Annotated in this window: 18 protein-coding genes; 9 read left to right on the plus strand and 9 right to left on the minus strand. The window is 65.8% G+C overall.

What is annotated here, in order from left to right:
* Nucleotides 1-661 (plus strand): aldo/keto reductase (locus H0W38_RS02435; RefSeq protein WP_292450923.1); only part of this gene is annotated, 661 nt, incomplete at its 5' end.
* Nucleotides 662-698: 37 nt separating this feature from the next.
* On the opposite strand, the gene H0W38_RS02440 is transcribed toward H0W38_RS02435, so the two are convergent.
* Nucleotides 699-1133 (minus strand): helix-turn-helix domain-containing protein, encoded by a 435-nt coding sequence (locus H0W38_RS02440; protein ID WP_292450924.1) that lies wholly within the window; start codon nucleotides 1131-1133, stop codon nucleotides 699-701.
* 82 nt (nucleotides 1134-1215) lie between these two features.
* On the opposite strand from H0W38_RS02440, the gene H0W38_RS02445 reads away from it, so the two are divergent.
* Both H0W38_RS02445 and H0W38_RS02450 read left to right on the plus strand, forming a co-directional pair.
* On the plus strand, nucleotides 1216-1716 hold the full coding sequence (locus H0W38_RS02445; protein WP_292450925.1) for a DUF2938 domain-containing protein: 501 nt from the start codon (nucleotides 1216-1218) through the stop codon (nucleotides 1714-1716).
* 51 nt (nucleotides 1717-1767) lie between these two features.
* A complete protein-coding gene (locus tag H0W38_RS02450) occupies nucleotides 1768-1995 on the plus strand; it encodes a DUF2798 domain-containing protein (protein ID WP_292450926.1) in 228 nt (75 codons plus the stop codon).
* Between the two features lie 545 nt (nucleotides 1996-2540).
* On the opposite strand, the gene xseB is transcribed toward H0W38_RS02450, so the two are convergent.
* The 4 genes from xseB to H0W38_RS02470 are packed head-to-tail and all read right to left on the minus strand — an operon-like array spanning nucleotide 2541 to nucleotide 5589.
* Entirely contained in the window at nucleotides 2541-2825 is a 285-nt protein-coding gene (gene xseB / locus H0W38_RS02455; RefSeq protein ID WP_292449247.1) for an exodeoxyribonuclease VII small subunit, read from the minus strand.
* Nucleotides 2822-4447, minus strand: coding sequence for an exodeoxyribonuclease VII large subunit (xseA, locus tag H0W38_RS02460; RefSeq protein WP_292450927.1), 1626 nt, complete (start codon nucleotides 4445-4447; stop codon nucleotides 2822-2824). Before xseA ends, xseB begins: the two co-directional genes overlap by 4 nt.
* Before the next feature lie 19 nt (nucleotides 4448-4466).
* A complete protein-coding gene (locus tag H0W38_RS02465; RefSeq protein WP_292450928.1) occupies nucleotides 4467-5207 on the minus strand; it encodes an RES family NAD+ phosphorylase in 741 nt (246 codons plus the stop codon).
* Nucleotides 5208-5217: 10 nt separating this feature from the next.
* Entirely contained in the window at nucleotides 5218-5589 is a 372-nt protein-coding gene (locus H0W38_RS02470; protein ID WP_292450929.1) for an MbcA/ParS/Xre antitoxin family protein, read from the minus strand.
* Nucleotides 5590-5903: 314 nt separating this feature from the next.
* On the opposite strand from H0W38_RS02470, the gene H0W38_RS02475 reads away from it, so the two are divergent.
* The 6 genes from H0W38_RS02475 to H0W38_RS02500 all read left to right on the plus strand — a co-directional run bounded on the left by H0W38_RS02475 (nucleotide 5904) and on the right by H0W38_RS02500 (nucleotide 17437).
* A complete protein-coding gene (locus tag H0W38_RS02475; protein WP_292450931.1) occupies nucleotides 5904-6893 on the plus strand; it encodes a tyrosine-type recombinase/integrase in 990 nt (329 codons plus the stop codon).
* Nucleotides 6894-6914: 21 nt separating this feature from the next.
* Nucleotides 6915-7214 (plus strand): antitoxin Xre/MbcA/ParS toxin-binding domain-containing protein, encoded by a 300-nt coding sequence (locus tag H0W38_RS02480; RefSeq protein ID WP_292450932.1) that lies wholly within the window; start codon nucleotides 6915-6917, stop codon nucleotides 7212-7214.
* 317 nt (nucleotides 7215-7531) lie between these two features.
* Nucleotides 7532-10726, plus strand: coding sequence for a hypothetical protein (locus H0W38_RS02485; RefSeq protein WP_292450934.1), 3195 nt, complete (start codon nucleotides 7532-7534; stop codon nucleotides 10724-10726).
* Between the two features lie 8 nt (nucleotides 10727-10734).
* Complete coding sequence (locus tag H0W38_RS02490; RefSeq protein WP_292450935.1) at nucleotides 10735-16638, plus strand: toxin TcdB middle/N-terminal domain-containing protein; 5904 nt, start codon at nucleotides 10735-10737, stop codon at nucleotides 16636-16638.
* A gap of 360 nt (nucleotides 16639-16998) precedes the next feature.
* On the plus strand, nucleotides 16999-17163 hold the full coding sequence (locus H0W38_RS02495; RefSeq protein WP_292450937.1) for a hypothetical protein: 165 nt from the start codon (nucleotides 16999-17001) through the stop codon (nucleotides 17161-17163).
* Between the two features lie 79 nt (nucleotides 17164-17242).
* The gene (locus H0W38_RS02500; protein WP_292450938.1) at nucleotides 17243-17437 is read left to right on the plus strand and encodes a hypothetical protein; all 195 of its coding nucleotides are present in this window, start codon (nucleotides 17243-17245) and stop codon (nucleotides 17435-17437) included.
* A 34-nt stretch (nucleotides 17438-17471) separates the two neighbouring features.
* Here H0W38_RS02500 and H0W38_RS02505 read toward each other — a convergent pair whose 3' ends face one another.
* From H0W38_RS02505 to H0W38_RS02520, 4 genes are all read right to left on the minus strand, one after another.
* Complete coding sequence (locus H0W38_RS02505; RefSeq protein WP_292450940.1) at nucleotides 17472-18326, minus strand: amidohydrolase family protein; 855 nt, start codon at nucleotides 18324-18326, stop codon at nucleotides 17472-17474.
* Nucleotides 18327-18393: 67 nt separating this feature from the next.
* Nucleotides 18394-19308 (minus strand): ABC transporter ATP-binding protein, encoded by a 915-nt coding sequence (locus H0W38_RS02510; RefSeq protein ID WP_292450941.1) that lies wholly within the window; start codon nucleotides 19306-19308, stop codon nucleotides 18394-18396.
* Between the two features lie 16 nt (nucleotides 19309-19324).
* On the minus strand, nucleotides 19325-20227 hold the full coding sequence (locus H0W38_RS02515) for an ABC transporter permease (RefSeq protein ID WP_292450943.1): 903 nt from the start codon (nucleotides 20225-20227) through the stop codon (nucleotides 19325-19327).
* 2 nt (nucleotides 20228-20229) lie between these two features.
* Nucleotides 20230-20994, minus strand: a 765-nt coding sequence (locus H0W38_RS02520; RefSeq protein ID WP_292450945.1) for an ABC transporter ATP-binding protein, incomplete at its 5' end; no start/stop codon positions are given.

Raw genomic sequence — 20994 nt, forward strand, 5'->3', positions numbered from 1 at the left:
TCGCGTGGGTGAGGTGCCGCGCGAAGACATGTTTGTTGTCAGCAAGGTGTACCCGCACAACGCGAGCCGGCGCGGCACGGTGAGCGCGTGCGACCGCAGCCGCGAGCGGCTGGGCCTCGACTGCATCGACCTCTACCTGTTGCATTGGCGCGGCGAGCACCCGCTGGCCGAAACCCTGGAGGCGATGGAATCGCTGATGGCCGCAGGCAAGGTGCGCTCATGGGGCGTGAGCAACCTCGACGTGGCCGACTTGCAGGAGCTGGAGGCCATCACCGCGCGGCGCCAGGCTGGCCACGGCCGATGTGCGGTGAACCAGGTCTACTACTCGCTGACCGAGCGCGGCCCCGAGTTCAGCCTGTTGCCGTGGATGCGCGCGCGATCGATGCCGCTGATGGCCTACAGCCCCATCGACCAGGGTAGCCTGGCCGCAGACGACACGCTGGCCGAGATCGGGCAGGCACGTGGCCTCACGGCGGCGCAGGTGACCTTGGCCTGGGTCATCAGCCGGCCCGGGGTGGTGGCCATTCCCAAGGCTTCGTCGGACGCCCATCTGCAAGAGAACCTCGTGGCCGAGCGGGCGGCCCTCAGCGAGCACGAGCTGCGCCTGATCGACAGCCGCTTTCCTGCACCGAAGAAAAAGACACGTTTGTCGATGATCTGAGCGGCCCTGTTGTCTGGGGTGCGGTCGGTGTGAGGCTTCACCGGGGGGCATGGCGCCCGACGCGGGCCTTCTTGCCGTGTCGTTCAAGAGCACCCGCTGCCGCAGCGCGCAGCAGCCGCTGAAAGGTAGGGCACTCACCGTGGCTGGGCGCCGGGCACACCGCCGCGTGCCGCAGCCCGTTGCTCATGGCATTCAGCCGCTTGACCATGCCGTCGATCTCGTCGGCCTTGGCCGAGAGCATCTGCCGGTCGATGCTGGTTTGCCCATCGGCCGCGAACATGGCGCCGATCTCATCCAGCGAGAACCCGGCGGCCTGCCCCAGCGCGATCAGGGCCAGCTGATCCAGCACGCGCGGGTAAAAGCGGCGACGAGCGCCCGCGGGGCCGAGTGACGCGATCAAGCCCTTTTCTTCGTAGAAGCGCAGCGTGGACGCCCTGACGCCAGACCGTTTAGCCACTTCGGCAATGTCCATCACAAAACCCCTTGACTTCAAGTCAACTTGAACTTCTATAGTGACCACAACAAGTTCATTCGTCAACCATGAAGGTCCCGTCATGAGCCCCTTACTGCAAGACATGTTGCGCGTTTCGCTCATCGGCATCGGCGCCACGGCGGCGATGGATCTATGGCTGTGGTGCTTGAAGCGTGTGGGGCTGCCGGGGCTCAACTTCGCCTTCATCGGGCGCTGGGTCGGGCACGTGTTTCGCGGCACGTGGTCGCACGATGCCATGACCAAGGCCGCACCGATCCAGCGCGAGCTGGCCTTGGGTTGGTTGACCCACTACGCCGTTGGCGTGGCGTTTGCCGGGGTCTTGGCCAGCCTCTACGGCACGGCGTGGCTGAGCAGCCCGAGCCTGGTGCCGGCGCTCTGCGTGGGGCTGGGTTCGGTGGTCGCGCCGCTGGTCATCATGCAGCCAGCCATGGGTGCGGGCGTCGCGTCGTCCAAGACGGCCACGCCCCTCAAAAACTGCCTGAAGAGCGTGGCCAACCACGCCGTGTTCGGCCTTGGCCTGTACTTGTCGGCCGTCACGCTGGAACGGATTTCGCGTTGGTGAGCCGGACTCGCCTCGAGCTGTCATTGAACCGTCAACCCCTGGAGCCTGTCGATGTTTCCCAAGAATGTTGAACCCGTCTTGTTTGGCCTGATCCTGTCGGGTCTGATGTCCTTCGTGGTGGCGGGCATCTCCACCTTGCGTGCCGTGGGGCTGATTCCGGGTTTTCCCAGTGTGTGGATCAGCGCCTGGCTCACCGCGTGGTTGTTCGCGTTTCCAATCGTCTTGTTTGTGGCACCGATCACGCGCCGCGTGGTGCACCGTCTGGTGGCGCACGACTGAACTCCTAAGCATTCGGCCGCGGAGGCCGCAGGGATTTCTGGAGGCGATCTCCTGCGAGTAAACGAGCAAATTACCCAGACATTGCTGTGTCCTGATGGCTTGTCATTCCGTCTCAGGCCAGCGCAGCGTAGCCCTCCAGATGGTGCTCTGCGTCGCCGAAACGCTGCGTCGGCCGGGTACTCGACCCACCGCATGTCGTCGACCGTGCCCCGCTGCTCTCGAACACCGCTGCGAGCAGCAGACCTTGCTTTTCGCGGAGCGAATCCACTGTACGCCGCGGTTCTAAGATGGCCGCATGATCGTGAGCTCGCCGCCGCAGCTCGGGCAGTGTTCGAGGTCAATCTCGAACACGTGTTTGAGCAGCCGGACCTAGGCTTCCGACGATGCGAGACTCGCTCCCTAATGAAAACCGCCCGCCTGGATGAGCTTGAGAAGCGCCTACGCACGGCGCTGGCGAGCGCTTTGCGAAGCGCCACGGCGAACGATCCGTCATGGCGTCGATTTGAACCCTCGCTCAAGCGTGGCGGCGCGAAGGACGATGCACCTCAGAACGGCACGTCGTCATCCATGTCAGCGAAGCCTGCGGACGCGGGAGGCACCGACCGCTGAGACTTCTCGGTCGGCTCGCTTTCGATTCGAGCGTTGCCGAGCGACTGTTCAAGCGCCTTCTCGACCGCGTCGATGCGCTGCTTGCACAACTTGTAGGCGTCTACCGACTCGCTAACGATTGTCGTCAGGTTGTCGATGTCCGGCTCTTGCTGCGATCGCAGCGTCTGCGCATGCTTCTGCAGGATGGCATAGGCCTCCCGGAACGTTTTGCCGTCGCTCATAGGTTCTCCTTGCCCCGGCGCACCGAGGCCTCGATCGATCCGTCCTTAAACTGCACCTGCACCGTTGCCGCTTCCCCGGCGACAGCGGCGCTTGTGACGATCTGCCCCGTCGTCACTCGAACAACCGCAAAGCCCCGACCCAGCGTCTTCTCCGGTCCCTGCGCAACCACCTCCCGAAAGGTCGCCTCGGCGGCCTCGGCGCCCCAGCGCACGGCGTTACGCGCGCCTTGCTCGATCTCCCGGCGCGTGTCGTCGATGTCCAGTCGGGCTTCGCGGATACCGCGCGTGGCATCAGCCTGGATCTGCATCACAAGCGACGATGCTTTGATGCGAGCAGCGGCCAGACCGCTACCGGCGCCGGCCCGCACATTGGACAGCGCTCGCAGCGTCGTCTGTGAAGCGTCGTGCAAGGCACGCTGCGCCTGCCGCTGAACACCGGCCATCCCTTCTTCAACCGCGGCACGCGCCTTCGTCACCGTCCCGAGCGCCTGCCGACGGATGTCGGAGTCGAGTTGATCGGCTTCCCCTTGCGCCTTGCGCAACTGCTTGAGGGTGAGCCCGGCAACCTCGTCGAACGCCGCCTGCGACTCGCGCGCTCGCTTCACGATCAACGCCTGGATGCCAGCGATCACCTTGCTTGGCGTGTCGAAGCGCTGATGCGCCACCTCGTCAAGGATGGTGTTGTCTCGCTCGTGCCCGATGCCGGTCAGCACCGGGACCGTGTTCAAGCAAACGAAGCGGGCAAGCTCGTAATCGTTGAGCCAGGCGAGGTCGTTGACAGCGCCTCCGCCACGGATGATCACGATCGCGTCTGGCAGGTCCTGCCCAGGCCAGGCGGCCAGCGCCGCCTCGATCGTCTCGCGGATCGACGCCGGGGCACCTTCGCCCTCGAATCGGCTGTGCGTGTAGACGGCTTCGCACAGACCATGCCGCTGCAGTCGATCGGCGTCGCGGGCGAAGTCTCCAAGACCCGCGGCACGCGGGGGCGAGACGACGAGCAGGGCCCGGAAGTCCCACGGCGTGGCCAGTGACCGGTTTCGGTCGAAGAGGCCCTCGGCTTTCAACTGCTCACGAATCTGGCGCTTCTTGGCCTCGAGGTCGCCGAGCGTGTAGCTCGGATCAATGGCGTCGACGTGGAGAGTTAGACCGTACTGGGCGCTGAACTCGGGGCGTGCGGAGATCAGGACCTTGATGCCAGCCGCTACGCGCACGCCGGTGGCGATCTGAAATGCGCCGAGCACTCGCTCGACGTCACGGCTCCAAACGATTGCCTTCGCTTTGGCGACGAGGCTTCCGGCTGCGTCGCGCTCGGCGAGTTCGAGATAGACGTGCGGGTCGCCGTCCACGCGCACGACCTCGGCGGTCGTCCAGACGCCTTGGCGAAACGCCTGTTCCACGGCGGTAGCGACACCGGCGAGCAGCCGAGAAAGCGTCACGCCCTTGTTCGGCCCCGCCAATTGCTGGCTGGCCAGCTTGGTCGGATCGACCGGCAACCAACTCGTGAACGGCTCAAGCTCTCGCCCGATCGGCACGAACCACTTCTTGGCCTCGTTGTCCCAGCGCGCACCCTTTGCTTTGGCTTGCGCCTTGTCGCGGAACGGAACGTTGAGATAAGTCGTCACGTCGGAACGGAGCTACCTGCTAGCGCCGTGGTGTTGATGAGTCCGCCTCACCGGTCTGCAAGGGAAAGCGTAGCGCAATCGCGTCATCGCCGTGCCGCATGAACGCAGACGACGCCGTCACTTTGCACTGCCATGTCTGCTGCGTCGTGAACTCTGGCGCCGAAAGGCGCAGCGGGTTGAAGACCGCGCCGCAGTGCCCTGCAACGTCGCGCGCCGACCAGTAGCGCAGCCACTCGACGCCGTGCTGCCGCGCTGTGTTTGCAAGCTGATGGCAGACTGAATAGCCGTCGCCTGTCCAATCCGCACGTCGAGCATCCCAGGGCGGCTCGCTCAGGTCGAGCGACTCACCCTGAACGGTTGCCGCAAAAAGCGTAAAGCTGACGATCAACTCGTTCTCTTGCAGTCCGTCGCTGTCCATCAGGAAGCGCCAGCGCCAGTAGCCGAGCTCCGTACAAGCGGTGACCACGGTTTCGGCGCCGTACCAGACCCCCATCGCGCCGCTCGGCCTGAAGCGCGAGGCGTGCGGCGAGGGGTACCGGAAAGGCGTAGCAATCAGATAGTGGGCACTCTCAGGCGCCGGCGGCTTGCTGGCCTCCAAAATTTCCTCGAGCTCGGTCTGCTCAGCCAGGCTGTCGACGAGCTTCATGGTGGCGACCACATGCTGCGCCTCGACGCCTCGCCACAAACGCGCAGTCCGATGACTGACCCTGCGCCACCACGCCTCGTCCCAAAGTGAAACATGCGGCTTGCCGCTGACCACGCCCGTCCCGTCAAGACGTGGCGCGCATCGCGTCCACGTACTGAAGCGTCAGAACAAGACCCTGCGGTGATTCGATCAGCTCGCGCGGCACGCCATTGAGAGCCCGATTGTGCGAACTCATCCACCTCGCAACTTTGGTCGAGTCGTTGCCGACGATCGCGTCGAGCGACCGGAACAAGCGCACCAGCAGCGCCGCAAGCTGGCCTTCTTTGCTCTGCGGTGAGACGTCCCATTCACCCCGGCCGAGCCGGCTGACGGTGGCTTCGCTGAGGCCCACCACCCTGGCCAGCGCGGCCCCGGAAAGCCCGAGATTGCGCGCGGCGTGCCAAGTCGCCTTCGAAAGGACGCTTTGGACGACAGTTTGAGAGGCAGGTTGCATCATGGGATCATTCTTCAGAAATATTAGCCTGAAATTCTTTCATTAGCAAGCCGAACAGATCCCGAGCCAGAGCTGTTGCCCAAGCTTTGAGCAGCAGCAGGGCTGTCCAAAGACTTGCCTCCCGGTGGGGGCGGGCCGCGACTTGACGCTTGCGCCGGCGTCCCGATCACCTCGACAAGGCTTGCATTCGCCACGTGCGACGGAAAACTGGTGCCCGCTCGCCCCCTGAAATGAACTAACGGCGCGCGTTAGTGAGCGATCCTGAAATGCTGGTCGCTGAAATCCTGCAAAATCAACGGGTAGGCTGTTAGTTCATTATGAATCTTGAGCTCTTTTCCGATCCCAACGACGTCAGCCCTGCGAGCTACCGGGCTGCGCTGGCCGAGTGGATCGCTCAGCGGGAAAGCACTGGGCTGCTGCAGCGCGAATCGTCGATGCAGGTTTACGGCCACATGTGGTCCGCATTGACCGCTTGGGCCGTAGGCAACGGCGTCAAACTCACATCGCTCTCCACCTCGGACCTTGAAGCCTTTTTGGCGTCCCGTGGCGGCGCGGACGAGCTTTCCAGCCGATACGCATGGCGACTACTGCGCCTGGTCGATCGCGTGATGTCCCACCACGCCCAGGTACACGGAAACGTCCCGAACCGCGCGGCCTCCGAACTGCTCGCGGCGCGGCCCGACATCAAGTACGCGAACGCGGCAGACGCTGACCCGCTTCCTGAGTTCCTGCCTGCCACCGAAGGCAGGCGCCTGGTCGCCTACCTGTCGGCGGTCCGGCCAGGAAGAGCAGCAGCAGGGCAGGGCTGGCAGGAGGTCAGGAACCGCGCCTCGGTCGGCCTCATGCTTGGCGCTGGACTGACCCCCGGTGAAGTACGCGCGCTCGCGCTGGCCGACGTGGTGACCGAAGCTGGCCGTCTCAAAGGCGTTCCTTGGAAGCTTCGCATCGCCGGGGCCGCACCGGCTCGTGAAACACCCGTGGCTTCATGGGCTGGCCAGCTGCTTCGCGTATGGCTCGATGTCAGACAAGAGCAGCGCATTCCGGGCGTTCAGGTTTTCCCATCAACGAGACTGACGGGCAAGCCCTGGGGCAAGGTAGCCCAGTACAACGCTACGAAAGACGTGCTTCAGACGGCCGGCCTCGACAACGTGGAGGGCGGCTCGTTCCGGTTGCGGCACACCTTCGCACTGCGGCAATTGAAACGGGGCAAAACCCCGGAGGAAGTGGCCAGGTGGCTCGGCGTCGTCGATCCCGGTGTCATGGCGCGCTACCGGCGCGTTATTTCCGCACCGATTGACCTCGCTTGACGAGTCAGCGAGGATGACGCCATGACCGACCTGATGGTGCTGGTAACCGTGCGGCGACTGCTGCTCGAGCTTGGATATCAGCTGCGACCGGAAGCGCCTGGCGCAGTCGTGGGACCTCTGTCGCTCTGGATTCATGAGCCGAGGCCGGACCTCGAGGGCCTCTCGCCGCTGCAGGCAATGCAGGGCGACGGGGGAGAGCAGCAAGTGCGTGAATGTCTTCGCAGGATGGTGACGCATCGCACCTCCGAGGCCTCGTTCGAACACATCGCGGCCGGACTGCCCGGACATGTGACACCCGCGACCTCGCCGAAACACGAGTAGGCGAGACGACCGGGCCTTGGTGTGCTTCGTCAGCGATGCCGAAAGGCGCGTCGAGCGCCATGAGGCCGAGCGCTTTGCTTCGGTGCGCATGCACGCGCGAGTCAGCTGCTCGGACCATCCCTAAGATGCGCAGCCTTTTCTCGGTTTGAGGGAGATGCAAGTTCACAGGCGCCGACTAGATTTGATGGGCCGCCCTTGTAGACACCTTCGCGCCAGAAAGCGCGCAAGCCCACCCGGATCCGTGATGCGAGGCAGCGTGCTTGAACCAAGCCGCGCACGAGCCCGGTTTTGGCGCCTTGACTGCAAGGAGCGCTCCCATGGCGGACCTGAAGCATGCCGACATTGCTTACTCGTACCGCAAGTTCAAGGCGGTCATAACGCAGGTCACTCCAGAGAACCGAACACTTGCAGCCATTGAACAGTTGCTGGTGGGCGCGGGGCAGGCGTACCGGGAGCGGCGCTACTTGCAGGCCATCGACCTGTACCAGCAGGGGCGCTCGATGCTGTGGTCGCAGCTTCATCCCTTGGTCGGACTCGACGAGAAGAGTGTCTGGGCCACGGACTTCAGCAAATCCCTGGCTTCGCTCAGTGCCGAATGGCTCAACGTGCTGCCGGTGGAACAGGCGAGCACTGGCGTGCGCCCGCGTGAGCAAGTCGATTTTGCGGCCGGTCCCGTCGTCGGCCTGCTGAGCAGCAACATCGACGCGAAAATCTCCGGCGCGACAGCCGATCTGAGCCTGGCTACTGAGCTTGACGAGCGCGGCAATCCGGTAGCGGCGAAGTTCTTTCGCGACCGCGCCACCGCGATCGCTCCGACGCTGGTCGGGCAGATCAGCGCGGTCGGCGCAGCGTCGCCGGCACCTCCGCCGCCGGCTGCACCGTCGCGGCCGCTTCGACCCGGTCTGCTTGTGCCGGCCGTGACATCCGCGCCCGGGATCGCCGTGCTGCGCAGGTCCTCGGCCAGTCTCTCCGCGGGTTTGCACGCGGCGGTCGAACCCCCGCTGCCGGTGGAGATTCCGCCGCAGCTGACCGTCGCACAACGCTCCTACAGCGTTCAGGTGGGCGAGGCGGTCGAGAAAGTGACCTGGAACGCCGGCGAAGCGCTGTCGGCCGACCTGGTGCTGTCGACGGTCTACGACAAGCGCCGTACGGTCGCAATGCTGCCCGACGCGCTGATTGAGCCGAAGCGGCCCGCGGACATGGCGGTCGGCCTCGCGCACGCCTGGTACTACGAAACACCCCTCGGCCTGGGCGAGTGCCACCACGCGATGGGCAATTGGTCTTCGGCCGAGCAGTGGTATCTGCGGGCCGCCGCTTACTCCTACCTGAACGCCTCCGTCGAAGCGCCTTACGTATGGACGAGGCTGGCGACGCTTTATTTCGACTGGGGTAACTCGCTGTTCCGCGACGAAGACGCCCCTGCAGCTCTGCCTCTCTACGAGCGCGTCCTCACCACCGATGGCCAAGCGCCAGCGTCGGATCTTTACACCATCGCAGGGCTGAAGCCGGCCGCCGACGGCGCGCGAGACGTCATCGCCAACCTGGCGAATCCGGCCGCCATCACGGCGAGCCCGGCCATCAGCAGCGTGATCTTCGACGTGCAGGCGCAACTGGCAAAAATCGCTGGCGGTCTGGACTTCTGGGGCCACTGGGCGCAGAACGTACCGATCTGGACTTTCGACTACCTGCAGTCCGTGGCGATCAACCTGTGCCAGATGGCGGTGAGCACCGAACGCGATGCGATCTCGTTCTGGGACAAGGCCGACAGCGGTACTCTGACGCGCCTGCAGTTGACGCAGAACATCGCTCAATCGAAGGCCGAGCGCGAGGCCGCGCTGCGCCAGGTCGATGCCGCGCAGCAAGAGGTCGGTGTCTATGTGGCAGGGCAGGCGATCGCGCAGCAACGCGCTGCGGACGCCCGGGCCAATGCCGGCAACTACGCGTCCAAGTCGCGCGCGTGGTCCATGCACCAGGCCCTGTCGGCACAGATGAGCGGCGGCGAGGATGGCAACGCGAGCGAACTGAACGCGCTGGCCGACCGCATGATGCAGGGCGGCTATTCGTTGTCCGGTGAGCGCGGCACGCTCGTTGCAGCCGAGCAGCTGACGGCGTCGCGCCTCCAGAACCAATACGAGATCGACCGCATGAATCGCGAGGCCAAGCTGCTCGACGCGGTCGCCGCCCAGGCGGCGCAGGAGAAGGCGGCTGCTCAGGCCCGCGCGGCGGCCGTGCAGGCCAGTGCCAACGCCTCGCAGGTTCGCGTCGGCGGCGCGATCGAGCTGCTCAACGCCTTCGACGGGCAACGGTTCACGCCCGACGTATGGCACCTGCTCGGCGACAAGATGAACCAGCTCTCTCAACGCTACCTGGCGATGGCCCTGGACGTCGCCAAGCGCATGCAGCGCGCTTACAACTTCGAGAACGACCTGCTGCGCACCATCATCAAGCCCGACTACATGTCCGACACCGTCAAGGGCATGCTGGCCGCCGATACCTTGATGCTCGACGTGCAGTCGTTCACCTACGACCTGATCACCAGCACCACGGCCAAGCAGCAACCGGTGCGCCAGACCGTGTCGCTGGCCCAGCGTTATCCCTTCCTGTTCGAAACGCAGTTGCGCGGGCAGGGACGCATGGAGTTCCAGACCAACCTGGACGACTTCGACAGCGTCTATCCCGGCACCTATGCCGGGCGCATCGAACACGTCGAGGTCGTCGTCGATGGCATCGTGCCATCGCGTGGCCTGAGCGGCACCTTGACCAACTCAGGGCTGTCGCACTACCGAGTGCCGACGCCCTGGGCGGACGACAGCAACGGCATCAAGCACCGGGTGCAGTCACGCGAAGCGCTGGTGATTTCCGACTACGAGTTGCGCAGCGACGCCATCATCGTCGACAGCGACCGCCGCCGCAGACGCATCTTCGAGGGGGCCGGGCTGGCCTCGTCGTGGACGCTGGAGTTGCCCAAGGCAGTGAACACGCTCGACTACCAGGCGATCGTCGACGTGCGGCTCACTTTCACCTACCAGGCGCGCTTCGACCCCGACCTGCGGGAGCTGGTGCTGGCCGAGCTGGCCGCTCTTCCGCAGGCCAACCAGCGGCAACGGCCCTATCCCCTGCGTTGGCTGTATCCGGATGCCTTCTTCCTGTTCTACGACTCTGGCGTGCTGGCGCTGCCCCTCGCACGCGGCGACTTCGCCCCGTCCGAGACCGACCCGCAACTCGCCGAGCTCAGCCTGGTCGTCGCAACGACGCCGCGCGCCCGCGCTGGCGGCCTCGTGCTGCACGTTGCAGCGCCAGGCAAGCCGGCGGTGCGCGTCACCACAGCCGCCGACGGCACGGTGGCGGTCGATGACCTGGCGGGCGCCGCGGGTGGCACGGCGCTGGGCGACTACCGCATCGAGCTCCAGGCCGCCGACAACCCGGGATGGGTGACCGACGGCGCGCTGGCCCTGTCGGCGATCGACAACATCGCATTGGTGCTGTCCTACACCTTCACGCCGCGCAGCTGAGGCCGGCCATGTCGATCGACGTCGGATTCGCGAGCCAGGCGCCTTCGTTGCCAGGTGGCGGTGGTGGCCTGGACGGTCTCGGGGAGACCTTTACGCCTGACTTGCACAGCGGCACAGGCGCTTTCAACGTCCCCCTCGGCTTGCCCAACGGCCCCAACGACATTGGACCGAAGCTGTCCCTGCGCTATGACTCGGCGTCGGGCAACGGACCGTTCGGCATGGGCTGGTCTTTGCAGCTGCCGCGCATCCTGCGCAGCACGATGATCGGCCGGCCGCGTTATGACAACAGCGACACCTTGGTGCTCGAAGGCTCGGGACCTCTGGTACGCCTGCCCGACGGCAGCCTGCGCCCCGAGGTCGAAACCGGCGACTGGCGAATCGAACGCCTGGGCGACGGTTTCCGGGTCACGGATCGCGCCGGCACGCGTTATGAGCTTGGCACCAGCGCAGACAGCCGCATCGCCGGACTGGCCGGCGGCACTTGGGCCTGGCTGGCACACCGCGTGGAGGACAACCTCGGCCAGACGGCCACTTTCACCTGGCGCGCATCCGGTGCCCAGCGCTACCTTGACGAACTGACCTACGGGCCGTACCGAGTCGAGTTTCACCATGAGCCGCGGCCCGACCCGCTTCGCTGGGGCCGCGGCGGCTTCCTGCTTCAGACCGACGAGCGCTGTGCGAAGGTAGAGCTCCACCTCGTCGGCGCCGCACACAGCCTCGTGCGACGGTGGGCCCTCGGCTATTCCGTCGCGCAACCGAACGGCGCCTCGCTCCTCAGCTCGATCACACTGTCCGGCTTCGACGACGACGGTGCGTCGCTATCGGCACCGCCGCTGCGCCTGGCTTACACCGAGCCTGCCGCGCCTCGCCTGCAGCGCATGGGAGCGCTCGACGAAGGCGCCCTGCCGCCGGGCTTGGGCGACCGGGGTCGCGTGGAGTTGGTCGACTGGAATGGCAACGGGCTGCCCGACGTGCTCGAGATCGGCACTGCGGGCACCGCCCGCGTGTGGCCAAACCTGGGCGGCCTGTGGGGTCGCCCGCGCAACGCCGGTCTGGTGCCGCAGTTGGCAAGCACCGGTGCGCAAGCTGCCCTCGTGGACATCGACGGAGATGGCTTGGCCGACGTGGTCCGCGTTGACCAACCGCTGCGCGGATACCAGCCGCGAACGCCTCAGGGTTTCGCACGGCCGGTTGCCTGGGGCGAGGCACCAGCATTGGCGCTGGCCTCACCAAGATGCCGCCTTGCCGACTTCGACGGCAACGGCCTGATCGATCTGCTGTGGAGCAATGGCAATGCGCTGATGCTGGCGCAGCGCAACGAGCGCGGCGACTGGCTGCCGACTCCCGTGGTCGTGCCCGCGACGCCGGCTGGCCCCCCGAGTGACTTGGCCGACCCTCACGTGTTCTGTGCCGACATGACCGGCGACGGCTCGCCGGATGTCGTCCGGGTCGATGGGCGAGGAGTGACGTATTGGCCCTACCTCGGCTTCGGTCGGTTTGGCGATGCGGTGTCCATGACCACCCCGCCGCGCCTGCCCTTCGATGTCGATCCAAACTGCGTCTTCGTGGTCGATCTCGATGGCGACGGATGCGCAGACGTGATTTACGTGGGCGATGGCCTCGTGCGCTGGTGGCCGAATCGCTGGGGCAGTGGATTCGAGGCGCCGCGCGAGATCGAGCATCTTCCGACGGAAGCAATGCGGGATCTGCGCGTCGCCGACCTGTTCGGTACCGGCAGCCCCGGCCTGTGCTGGACGGCCACGCTTGCGTCCGGTCGTGCCCGCTGGTTCGTGCTCGATCCTCTGGGCGGCGTCCGCTGTGGGCTACTGAACGTCATCGACAACTCCATCGGCCGCCGCACGCAGGTTAGCTACTCCACCTCAGCACTCGAGGCGAGCCGGGACGCCTTGCGCGGCGCTGCGTGGACCACCCGGCTGCCGTTCGTGCTGTCGGTGGTTGGCGAGGTCCGCATCTCGGACCAATCGGGCGGCGCCGACAGCGTCACGCGGTTCGCCTACCACGAGGGTCGCTACGACGGCGTGCTGCGCGAGGTCTGCGGCTTTGGCCGAGTCGAGTCCGAAGACGTCGGGGACGCGAGCGTGGCCACCCTGCGAACCACGCGCTGGTTTCACACCGGGCTGCTGCCGGACGGGACGGAACCGGCGACGCAGGCCGAGCGTCGCCGGTGGCGCGCGATCCGCGGACGGCTGTTCCGCCAGGAGCGCACCGGCGAAGATGGCCGACGCTTCGACCGGCTCACCCAGGACTGGGAAGTGGCTGACGCGACGGCGGGCTTCACCGTTGTGCCGCACCTGCGCCGCAACACTCGCTTCACCTTTGAAGGCGCCCCGACCGCGGTGAGTTGGATCGTCAGCGAGCAGCTCGCCTGGGACCCCGAAGGCAACGTGACCGAGGCGGTCGAGCATAGCTTTGTCGAGGGACAGGCCGAGCCGACCGCCACGCTGCACACCTTCACCGACTACGCGGTGGACCCCGCCGGGCGCTTCCGCCAGCGCCTGTCTCGCGCAAGGCAAACGGACGGGGAGGGCACCCTGCTGGCGGAGACGCGCGCCGAATACGACCAACTGCCCTTGGGGGAAGTCGGCGCACAAGGACTCCTTACTGCACGCGCCGCATTGGCACTCACCGACGCCGGGGCGGTGGAGGTGTACGGCGCTGATCCGCCTGACTTCGCAGCGCTGGGTTACACGCGCCGTGCCGGCACAAACGGGTGGTGGGTCGAGCTGGGCCGTTTCGAGCGCATGGTGGACGCCGACGGATTGCACGGGCGCATCACCGGCCCGCGCGGCGGGGTGTCGGCGCTGCGTTTCGACACGGCGGGATGCTACCCAGTGCGCGTACGTGACGCGATGGGCAACGAGGTCAGGGCCGAGTTCGACCTGCGTGTCTATCAGCCCACAGCGATCACCGAACCGTCCGGCGCGAGGTCCACCGCCCGATTCGACGCGCTGGCTCGGATGCTGAACAAGGTCGAGCCCGGCGACAGCGATGCAGAACCGACCGTGTCCTACACCTACGACACCAGCACCGTGCCGGTGCAGCTTGTTGTGTCACACCGAACCTCTGCTGCCACGCCCCGCCGGACCGAACGCCAGTTCATCGACGGCAACGGACAGCTGATCGAACGGCGCGTATCGGACGCGTTGGGCGAGGTCATCGACGCTTGCAATGTCTTCGGACCGCGCGGCGTGCTGGCGCGAACTTACTTGACCCGCCGTCCGGCAGGCGCGGCCTATGCGGCTCCCGAGCCGGGCGATCCCCACACGGAGATCGTCTACGACGCCCTTGGACGCGCGGTGCGCACGATCCGCCCGGATGGCGCCATCGCCACCGCCCGCTACCTGCCCGGCTTGATCGAAGAAGCCGACGAGGAGGACAACCGCGCCGATGCGTCCGCGCAGCACACCGGCACGGTCACGCGCCGCTTCGTTGACGTGGCAGGGCGAGTCACGCGCATAGAGCAGTTGCTCGGGACGCAGGTGCTTACCTCGAGCGATACCTACGACGTCAAGGGGCGCTTGATCGAACACGTCGATGCCAGCGGCGTCCGCACTCGCTTCACCCACGACCTCCTGGGCCATGTGCTGCGCGTCGAGCGGCCTGAGCAAATCCAGGTCGCGGTGATTGACGCCAGCGGCAATACGGTGGAGTCGCGCACCGGTTCAGCGCGTGTGCTGCGCCGCTTCGATCTTGCGAACCGACCGATCGAAGTGCGCCATGGCAGCGCAGCCATGTCACCGGTGGCGCGCTACGTCTATCACGACAACGGCGCTCCGGCACCGGCCGATGCAGGGCTGCACACCGCCGGCGGACGGCTGGTGCGGATCGACGACGAAGGTGGCGTCGTGCTGTACGACTATGACGAGCGGGGACGCATCTCCCGCAAGTCGATGCAATGGGCAACCGATGGGCCGCTGGTACTGCAAACCTCGCATCGCCCCGACGGTCTCATCGATCTCGTCACCTACCCGGACGGCACGCTCGCGCGCTACCGCTATGACGAGCGCGGGCGCCTGCACAGCATCGAGGGCGTGATCGATTCGATCGAATACGACATCGCCAATCGGCGCACCGCCGTGCACTACAGCAACGGCACGGTGCAACGCGACGGTCACCATCCCCTGACCTCCTGGCGCAGCTCGTCGGCCTTGTCCGGTCCGTCCGGAACGCTGCGAGAGGTCGGCTATCGACACGACAGTGTCGGCAACGTGATCGCGCTCACGAGCCCGGACACAGACTTGGCGTGGCAGTACCGCTATGACGACCTGTACCGTCTTACGCGCGCCACCGGCGCTGCGGGCGACTGGCAGTACGCATACGACGCGGCGGGTAACACCCTATCGGCGTCCGATGTCGGCGCCTACAGCTACGGCGGGGACGGCGTGCCGGCCACCTGCCTGCGCAGTGCGGGAAGCGACACGTTCACGTACGACGATCACGGCCACGTGGCGACCGCGCCCTGGGGCAAACACAGCGTCGATGCCGAAGGCCGCTTGCGCCGCATCGACCTGGCCGCCGGCGGACGTGAAGAGTTCACCTACGACCACACCGGCAATCTGGTGCGCCGCTGGAGCATCGACAGCGCCGGCGGGGTGAGAGAGATCTGGAGTCCCGACAAGCTGCTGCGCGTGGAAGGGGGCGTACTGGAGCTGCAGTTCACCGACGGGACCCGCATCGTCGCGCGCCAGCGCGCGAGCGTGCGCACCTGGCAGCATGTGGACCACCTCGGCTCTCTGGTGTTGGCCACCGACCAAGCCGGCGCCGTGGCGCTATCGATCGGCTACGGGCCTTACGGACAGGTGTTGCGCCGCAGTGGCGGAGCCACGTCGTCGCAAGGGTTCGCCACCGGGCAGGCGATGGGCCCGGGCCTGGTGCTGCTGAGAGCGCGTTGGTACAGCCCGCGCATCGGACGTTTCCTGTCGCCCGATTCGATGATCGGCGATGCCGGCGATCCGCTGGCCTGGAATTTCTACGCCTATTGCCGCTGCAACCCGACCAGCTACGTCGATCCGAGCGGGCGATCGTTCTGGAAGATCTTTGCGGCCATCGTGGCCACGGTGGCCATCATCGCGCTGGCCGTGATCGTCACGGCCTTTACCTTCGGCATCGGGACACCCGGCGCGGTGGCGCTGACAGTCGGCGGGTTGTCAGTGACCTGGGGCGCGGTCTTTGCAGCAACGGCAATCGGCATAGCCGCTGGCGGCTTGATCGGCGGAATCGCCGCGGCACGCGCCGGTGGCGACGCCGGGGATATCGTGCTTGGCGCGTTGGTGGGCGGCGCTGTCGGAGGCTGGGCCGCCTTCGGAGCCGCATTTGCGGGCGCTGCCGTCGCCGGTGGCATCGGCCTTGCGCCCGGCGGGATTGCTGCCGGAGCGGTGTCGGGTGGAGTCAGCGGTCTCGTGAACGGAGCAGCGATGGGTTTCGCGTCGGGCTTCGCCGGCGGCAAGAACAACGGCTTCAAGGACGTGATGGAAAAGGTGCTCGTCGGCGCGATCATCGGCGCCGCGGTCGGTGCCGGCATCGGGGCCTTGAGCGGCGTCAAGCCGCCGGCGAACGAGACACCCCGGCAAGCCCTCGAGAAGTCGATGAAGCCGGACATGAACTGGCAGCCCGATCTCCAGGCGCCAGGTGCGCCGCCCGCGACGCCGGTCAACTCGTTCTCGGACGCGGCGGGCAAGGTCGGCACGGGCCTGCTGGGCAAAGGCGCTGGCGCCGTCGCTCCGCACGTGGCTCAGGCGGCGTCAGGTGTCACCAGCAACATCGCCGTGCAGACCGTCCTCGTGGATCTCCACGCAGCGGCCGCGTCCGCGTTCTGGGACGACCTGCAGGACTACGTGCGCACACACAACGTAGATCTCGGTCCGCTCAACTTCATTAGGGGTGAACTTTGACGAGTCTGCTTAAAGGCCCGTGGCGATTCGAGCGAGAGGTCTATCGATCGCATCACCCATTGCCAAAGCCCGCGAGGTCCACCCGCCTCTGTATTTGCCAATGGATTGCCGGACCGTGGCATCAGAACGGCGAGGACGCGCTACCAAAGGCTGATGCCCTCGCCAATCTTGAGCGCTGGTGCTGGGGGCTGGAATGCCTATTTTGGTATTTTGGGTATTCATGCCCAATATTGGTATGCCGCGTGCGGCAGATCATCGCTGCCTTGTGTATGGTTCCGTCGCCAATAAGACCGACACGGCCAGCAGCGACATCGATCTGATGCTCCTGAGTGACGAAGTCAGCTACGGGGACACCCTCACGTGCTGGAGGCCGCCAGCGGCACGCTCGGCCTCACGGTGAACCCGACGATCCTCACTCGCAAGGAGTTCGCCAAGCGCGTCAAGGCGCAGGAGTCCTTTCTGACGCGTGCACGGGAGCAACCGAAGGTCTGGATCACCGGGGGTGAAAGTGACCTCCCCGTTTGAGAACCTCAGCGGACCCGGCAAGCCTTTTAAAGCCGAGCTCCCGACGCCAAGGAGTTCGCGGGGCTCAAGCGCTCGGGACTTGCGCGGCTGCAAGGACGCGGTCAATGGCTCGCTCTTGCTGGAGAGCCGGTTCGACCTGTCTTACAACGCGGCGCATGCCCTGGGCTTGGCGGCGCTGCGCTGGAGCGGGTATCGGTGGTCGCCGAAGCGTAAGGCCAACCAGTCCCAGAACCCGTTCTACGACTTCGTGCGTGAGTTGGCGCCGCCGGCGTGATCTGCGCGTCGAGGGGGGCGCGGATTCGGCTCGGTCAGGCGCCGAGCTTCAGCACCCGCGCGGCATTGCCGTACATCACGCTGTCGATCACGTCGTCCTTGAAGCCGAGCGTGCGGTAGTCGTCAATCGATTGCTTCATCGGCCGGAAGGGGTAGGAACTGCCGAACAGGATCTGGTTCTTCATGCAGCCGTTGGCCGCCTCGACGTACAAGCCACCGCCCGGCACGAAGATGTACATGTCGGGCACGATGAACACGTTCTCCCAGCGCAGGGCCACGCCGATGATCTCGTTCACGTACGGATAGAAGCCGTGGTAGCAGATGATCGAAAGGTTGGGGAAGGCCTTGGCGACATGGCCGACCGCCGACGGATTGACCATGTCCAGACTCGGCGCCGTGGGGCCCGACATGATGGACACCGGTACGCCGAGCTGATCGCAGGCGTCATAGATCGGAAACAGCATCGGATCGTCGCAGTTGCGCGGCGGCGCGCCGAAACCCGGCTCGACGTTGATGCCGCGAACGCCGAGTTTCTTCACGGCGCGCTCGACCTCCTGCACCGCGGCCCGCACGCCCCAGCGGTGCGGATCGATCGAACCGAAGCCGAGCATCTCCTTGTGGCCCTTCACGAGCGCGGCGATCTCGTCGTTCGAATGCTTGATGGACGGCGTGTCGCGGCCGACGACCACCGAGGTGGTGATGCCCGCGGCCTTGATCTCGTCGGCGAAGGAGGCGGCGTCTTTCGAGCGCGTGAAGTGTTCCGGCTCCTTCGAGCCGACCCGGCCATTGAGCCATTTGACGACTTCATAGTCCTTGGTGCCGGGCGTCTTGCCGTAGAAATCATGCAGGAACGCAGGGCGGCTGCGCATGTCGATCACTTGGTTTGCCACGTGGATTCTCCTTGGGTGTTCGGGGGTTGTAGAGAGGATTTCGATGATCGAAGCGCCTGGCGGCGGCTCAGGGCTTGCCGGCGGGCGGCGCATTGCCCGAGCGCTTCGAGTAGGCCTCGACGAAGTCGGCTGCTGCCCGGCTGCCGCCGGAAAACGACTTCATCGCTTCTTCGTGCAGCAGCGACAGCGCCTGCATCTTGACTTCGTTCGCATGCTCGTTGTCGAAGATGTTCGCGAGCTTGCGCGGCCGCGGCACGTTGACTTCCAGCGTCGCGCGCACCTTGGTCGGGATGTTGGTCATGATGATCAGACGGTCGGCCAGGAAGATGGCCTCGTCGATGTCGGTCGTGACGAAGAAGTTGGTGCGGCGCGACTCCTCGAACAGGGCCGCGTAGTACTCCCACATCAGCTCCTTGGACATCGCGTCCAGCCCGCGGAAGGGCTCGTCGAGGATCATGACTTCGGGGTTGTTGATCATGGCGCGCGCCAGTTCGGCGCGGCGCTGCATGCCGCCGGAGAGCTGCGGCGGGTACTTCTTGCGAAAGGCCCGCAGGCCCACCTTGTCGAGCAGGAACTCGGCCTGGTCGCGCGCGGCTTGCGTGTCTTCGCCGCGCGCGCGCGGGCCGTACATGATGTTGTCGTAGGTGGTCATCCAGGGAAACAGCGCCGACTCCTGGAATACCACCAGCCGGTCTTTGCCCGGGCCGGTGATCGGCTTGCCGTCGATCTGGATCGTGCCGGTGGTGGGTTTCTCGAAGCCGGCGAGCAGGCGGATCAGCGTGCTCTTGCCGCAACCCGAGGGGCCGATCATCACGGTGAGCTTGTTGCGTTCGATAAGAAACGAACAGTCCTGCACCACCATCTTCTCGAACAGCCCGCCGCCGTAGCTCTTGCTGATGTTGTTGACGGTGATCTCGCCCGCGGTGGTGGGCGCCTTTCGGGGGGCGGCCGGTGCGGCGTGGATGGCGTCGAGGTTGTTCATGAGTGCCCTTTGGTCCTTAACGCTTCTGCAGCCACGGGGTCGCCAGGCCGCCCAAGGCGCGCAGCACTTCGCTGCAGGCGTAGCCGGCGATGCCGATGCTGATCATCCCGACGACGATCTGCTCGTAGGAGCCGCCGACGTAGGAGTTCCAGATGAAGAAACCCAGGCCGCCGCCCGAGCCGCTGCCGCCGCCGCCAGAGATCATCTCGGCCGCGACCACCACGTTCCAGGTGATGCCCATGCCCACCGAGGAGCCGACCACGATGGAGGGCAGGGTGGCCGGCAGCACCACGCGGCGGAAGATGTCCCACTGCGAGGCGCCCATCGCCTGTGCCGCCTGGAAGTAGCGGCTGTCGATCGATTTGGCGCCGCCCACGACGTTGATGACGACGGTGAAGAAGGCGCCGAGGAAGGTGACGAAGGCGATCGAGAGTTCCTGGGTGGGCCAGAAGATGATCGAGATCGGCACCCAGGCCAGCGGCGGGATCGGCCGCAGCAGCTCGAAGGTCGGGAAGGTCAGGCCGTTGAAGGTCTTGCTCACCGCCATGATCAGCCCGAGTGGGATGCCGACCACCATCGCCGCAGCGAAGCCGGCCAGCACGCGCAAGAGGCTCAAATACCAGCTCTGCCAGTAGCCCGGATCGTCGAGCAGCTCGGCCCAGACCACCATGACGGCGCTGGGCGCTGGCACGTTGCCGACCCAGGGCAGGGTGTAGCCGAGCCACTCGCCTGAGCGCGAGCCGGCCTCCCATAGCAGCACGAACACGATCAGCGACACCACTGCGCGCCGCCCGGCGCGGCTGAACAGGAAGTTGCGCGCGCGAGTGAGGGACTTGGAGACGGTCAGCGACTTCGCAACCTGCGTCTCGTTGACGTTGGACGGGCTCTTGCGAAGCGGCGGAACGGTGGACTTTTCCATGCTCAGCCTTCTTTCTCGCCGGCGGCGAATGATTTCTTCGCCTCTTCGTGGACGACGGCGCTCGTTTCTTCCATCAGCTCGCGAAAGCGCGGGCTGGTGAGCACGCTGTAGTCGCGTGGGTGCGGGATGTCGACGTCGAGGATCTTCTTCGGCCGGCACGGGCGCGAGGTCATGATGACCAGCCGGTGGCCGAGGAAAAGGGCTTCTTCCAGGTCGTGCGTGATGAAGAAGATCGTGACCTTGTTCTTGTAGTAGATCTCGAGCAAGGCTTCGTGCATGACCGACTTGGTGAGCGAATCGAGCGCGCGATAAGGCTCGTCGAAGAGCAGCACCTTCGGGTCGTTCATCAGCGCGCGCACGATCTCCACGCGCCGGCGCAGGCCGGAGGACACCTCGCCGGGGAAGTTGTTCTCGGCACCGCTCAGCCCGGCATCGGCCATCATGCTGCGGGCTTTCTCGTAGATCTCCTTCTTGCGCATCTTGCCCTGCATGAGGGGTCCGAAGGCGACGTTGTCGAGATTGGATTTCCACGGGAACAGGGCGCCGTTCTGGAACACGACGATGCGGTCGGAGCCCGGCTCGGCGATCGGCTTGCCGGGGCCGCACAGGAGCTTGCCGTCGAGAAAGATGCTGCCCGAGGTGACGCTGTGAAAACCCGCGATGGCATTGAGCAAGGTCGTCTTGCCGCAGCCCGAAGGCCCGACGATCATGCAGATCTCGCCGGCGGGAATGTCGAGCGAGCAATGGTCCACCGCCATCACCGCCGC

The sequence above is a fragment of the Methylibium sp. genome, assembly GCF_013817365.1.
Classification (GTDB): Bacteria; Pseudomonadota; Gammaproteobacteria; order Burkholderiales; family Burkholderiaceae_C; genus Methylibium.

Excerpts from the sequence above, each read along its gene's own strand:
- H0W38_RS02440 (WP_292450924.1), bottom strand. The coding sequence starts at position 1,133 with ATGGACATTGCCGAAGTGGCTAAACGGTCTGGCGTCAGGGCGTCCACG.
- H0W38_RS02445 (WP_292450925.1), top strand. The coding sequence starts at position 1,216 with ATGAGCCCCTTACTGCAAGACATGTTGCGCGTTTCGCTCATCGGCATC.
- H0W38_RS02450 (WP_292450926.1), top strand. The coding sequence starts at position 1,768 with ATGTTTCCCAAGAATGTTGAACCCGTCTTGTTTGGCCTGATCCTGTCG.
- xseB (WP_292449247.1), bottom strand. The coding sequence starts at position 2,825 with ATGAGCGACGGCAAAACGTTCCGGGAGGCCTATGCCATCCTGCAGAAG.
- H0W38_RS02470 (WP_292450929.1), bottom strand. The coding sequence starts at position 5,589 with ATGATGCAACCTGCCTCTCAAACTGTCGTCCAAAGCGTCCTTTCGAAG.
- H0W38_RS02475 (WP_292450931.1), top strand. The coding sequence starts at position 5,904 with ATGAATCTTGAGCTCTTTTCCGATCCCAACGACGTCAGCCCTGCGAGC.
- H0W38_RS02480 (WP_292450932.1), top strand. The coding sequence starts at position 6,915 with ATGACCGACCTGATGGTGCTGGTAACCGTGCGGCGACTGCTGCTCGAG.
- H0W38_RS02485 (WP_292450934.1), top strand. The coding sequence starts at position 7,532 with ATGGCGGACCTGAAGCATGCCGACATTGCTTACTCGTACCGCAAGTTC.
- H0W38_RS02490 (WP_292450935.1), top strand. The coding sequence starts at position 10,735 with ATGTCGATCGACGTCGGATTCGCGAGCCAGGCGCCTTCGTTGCCAGGT.
- H0W38_RS02510 (WP_292450941.1), bottom strand. The coding sequence starts at position 19,308 with ATGAACAACCTCGACGCCATCCACGCCGCACCGGCCGCCCCCCGAAAG.
- H0W38_RS02515 (WP_292450943.1), bottom strand. The coding sequence starts at position 20,227 with ATGGAAAAGTCCACCGTTCCGCCGCTTCGCAAGAGCCCGTCCAACGTC.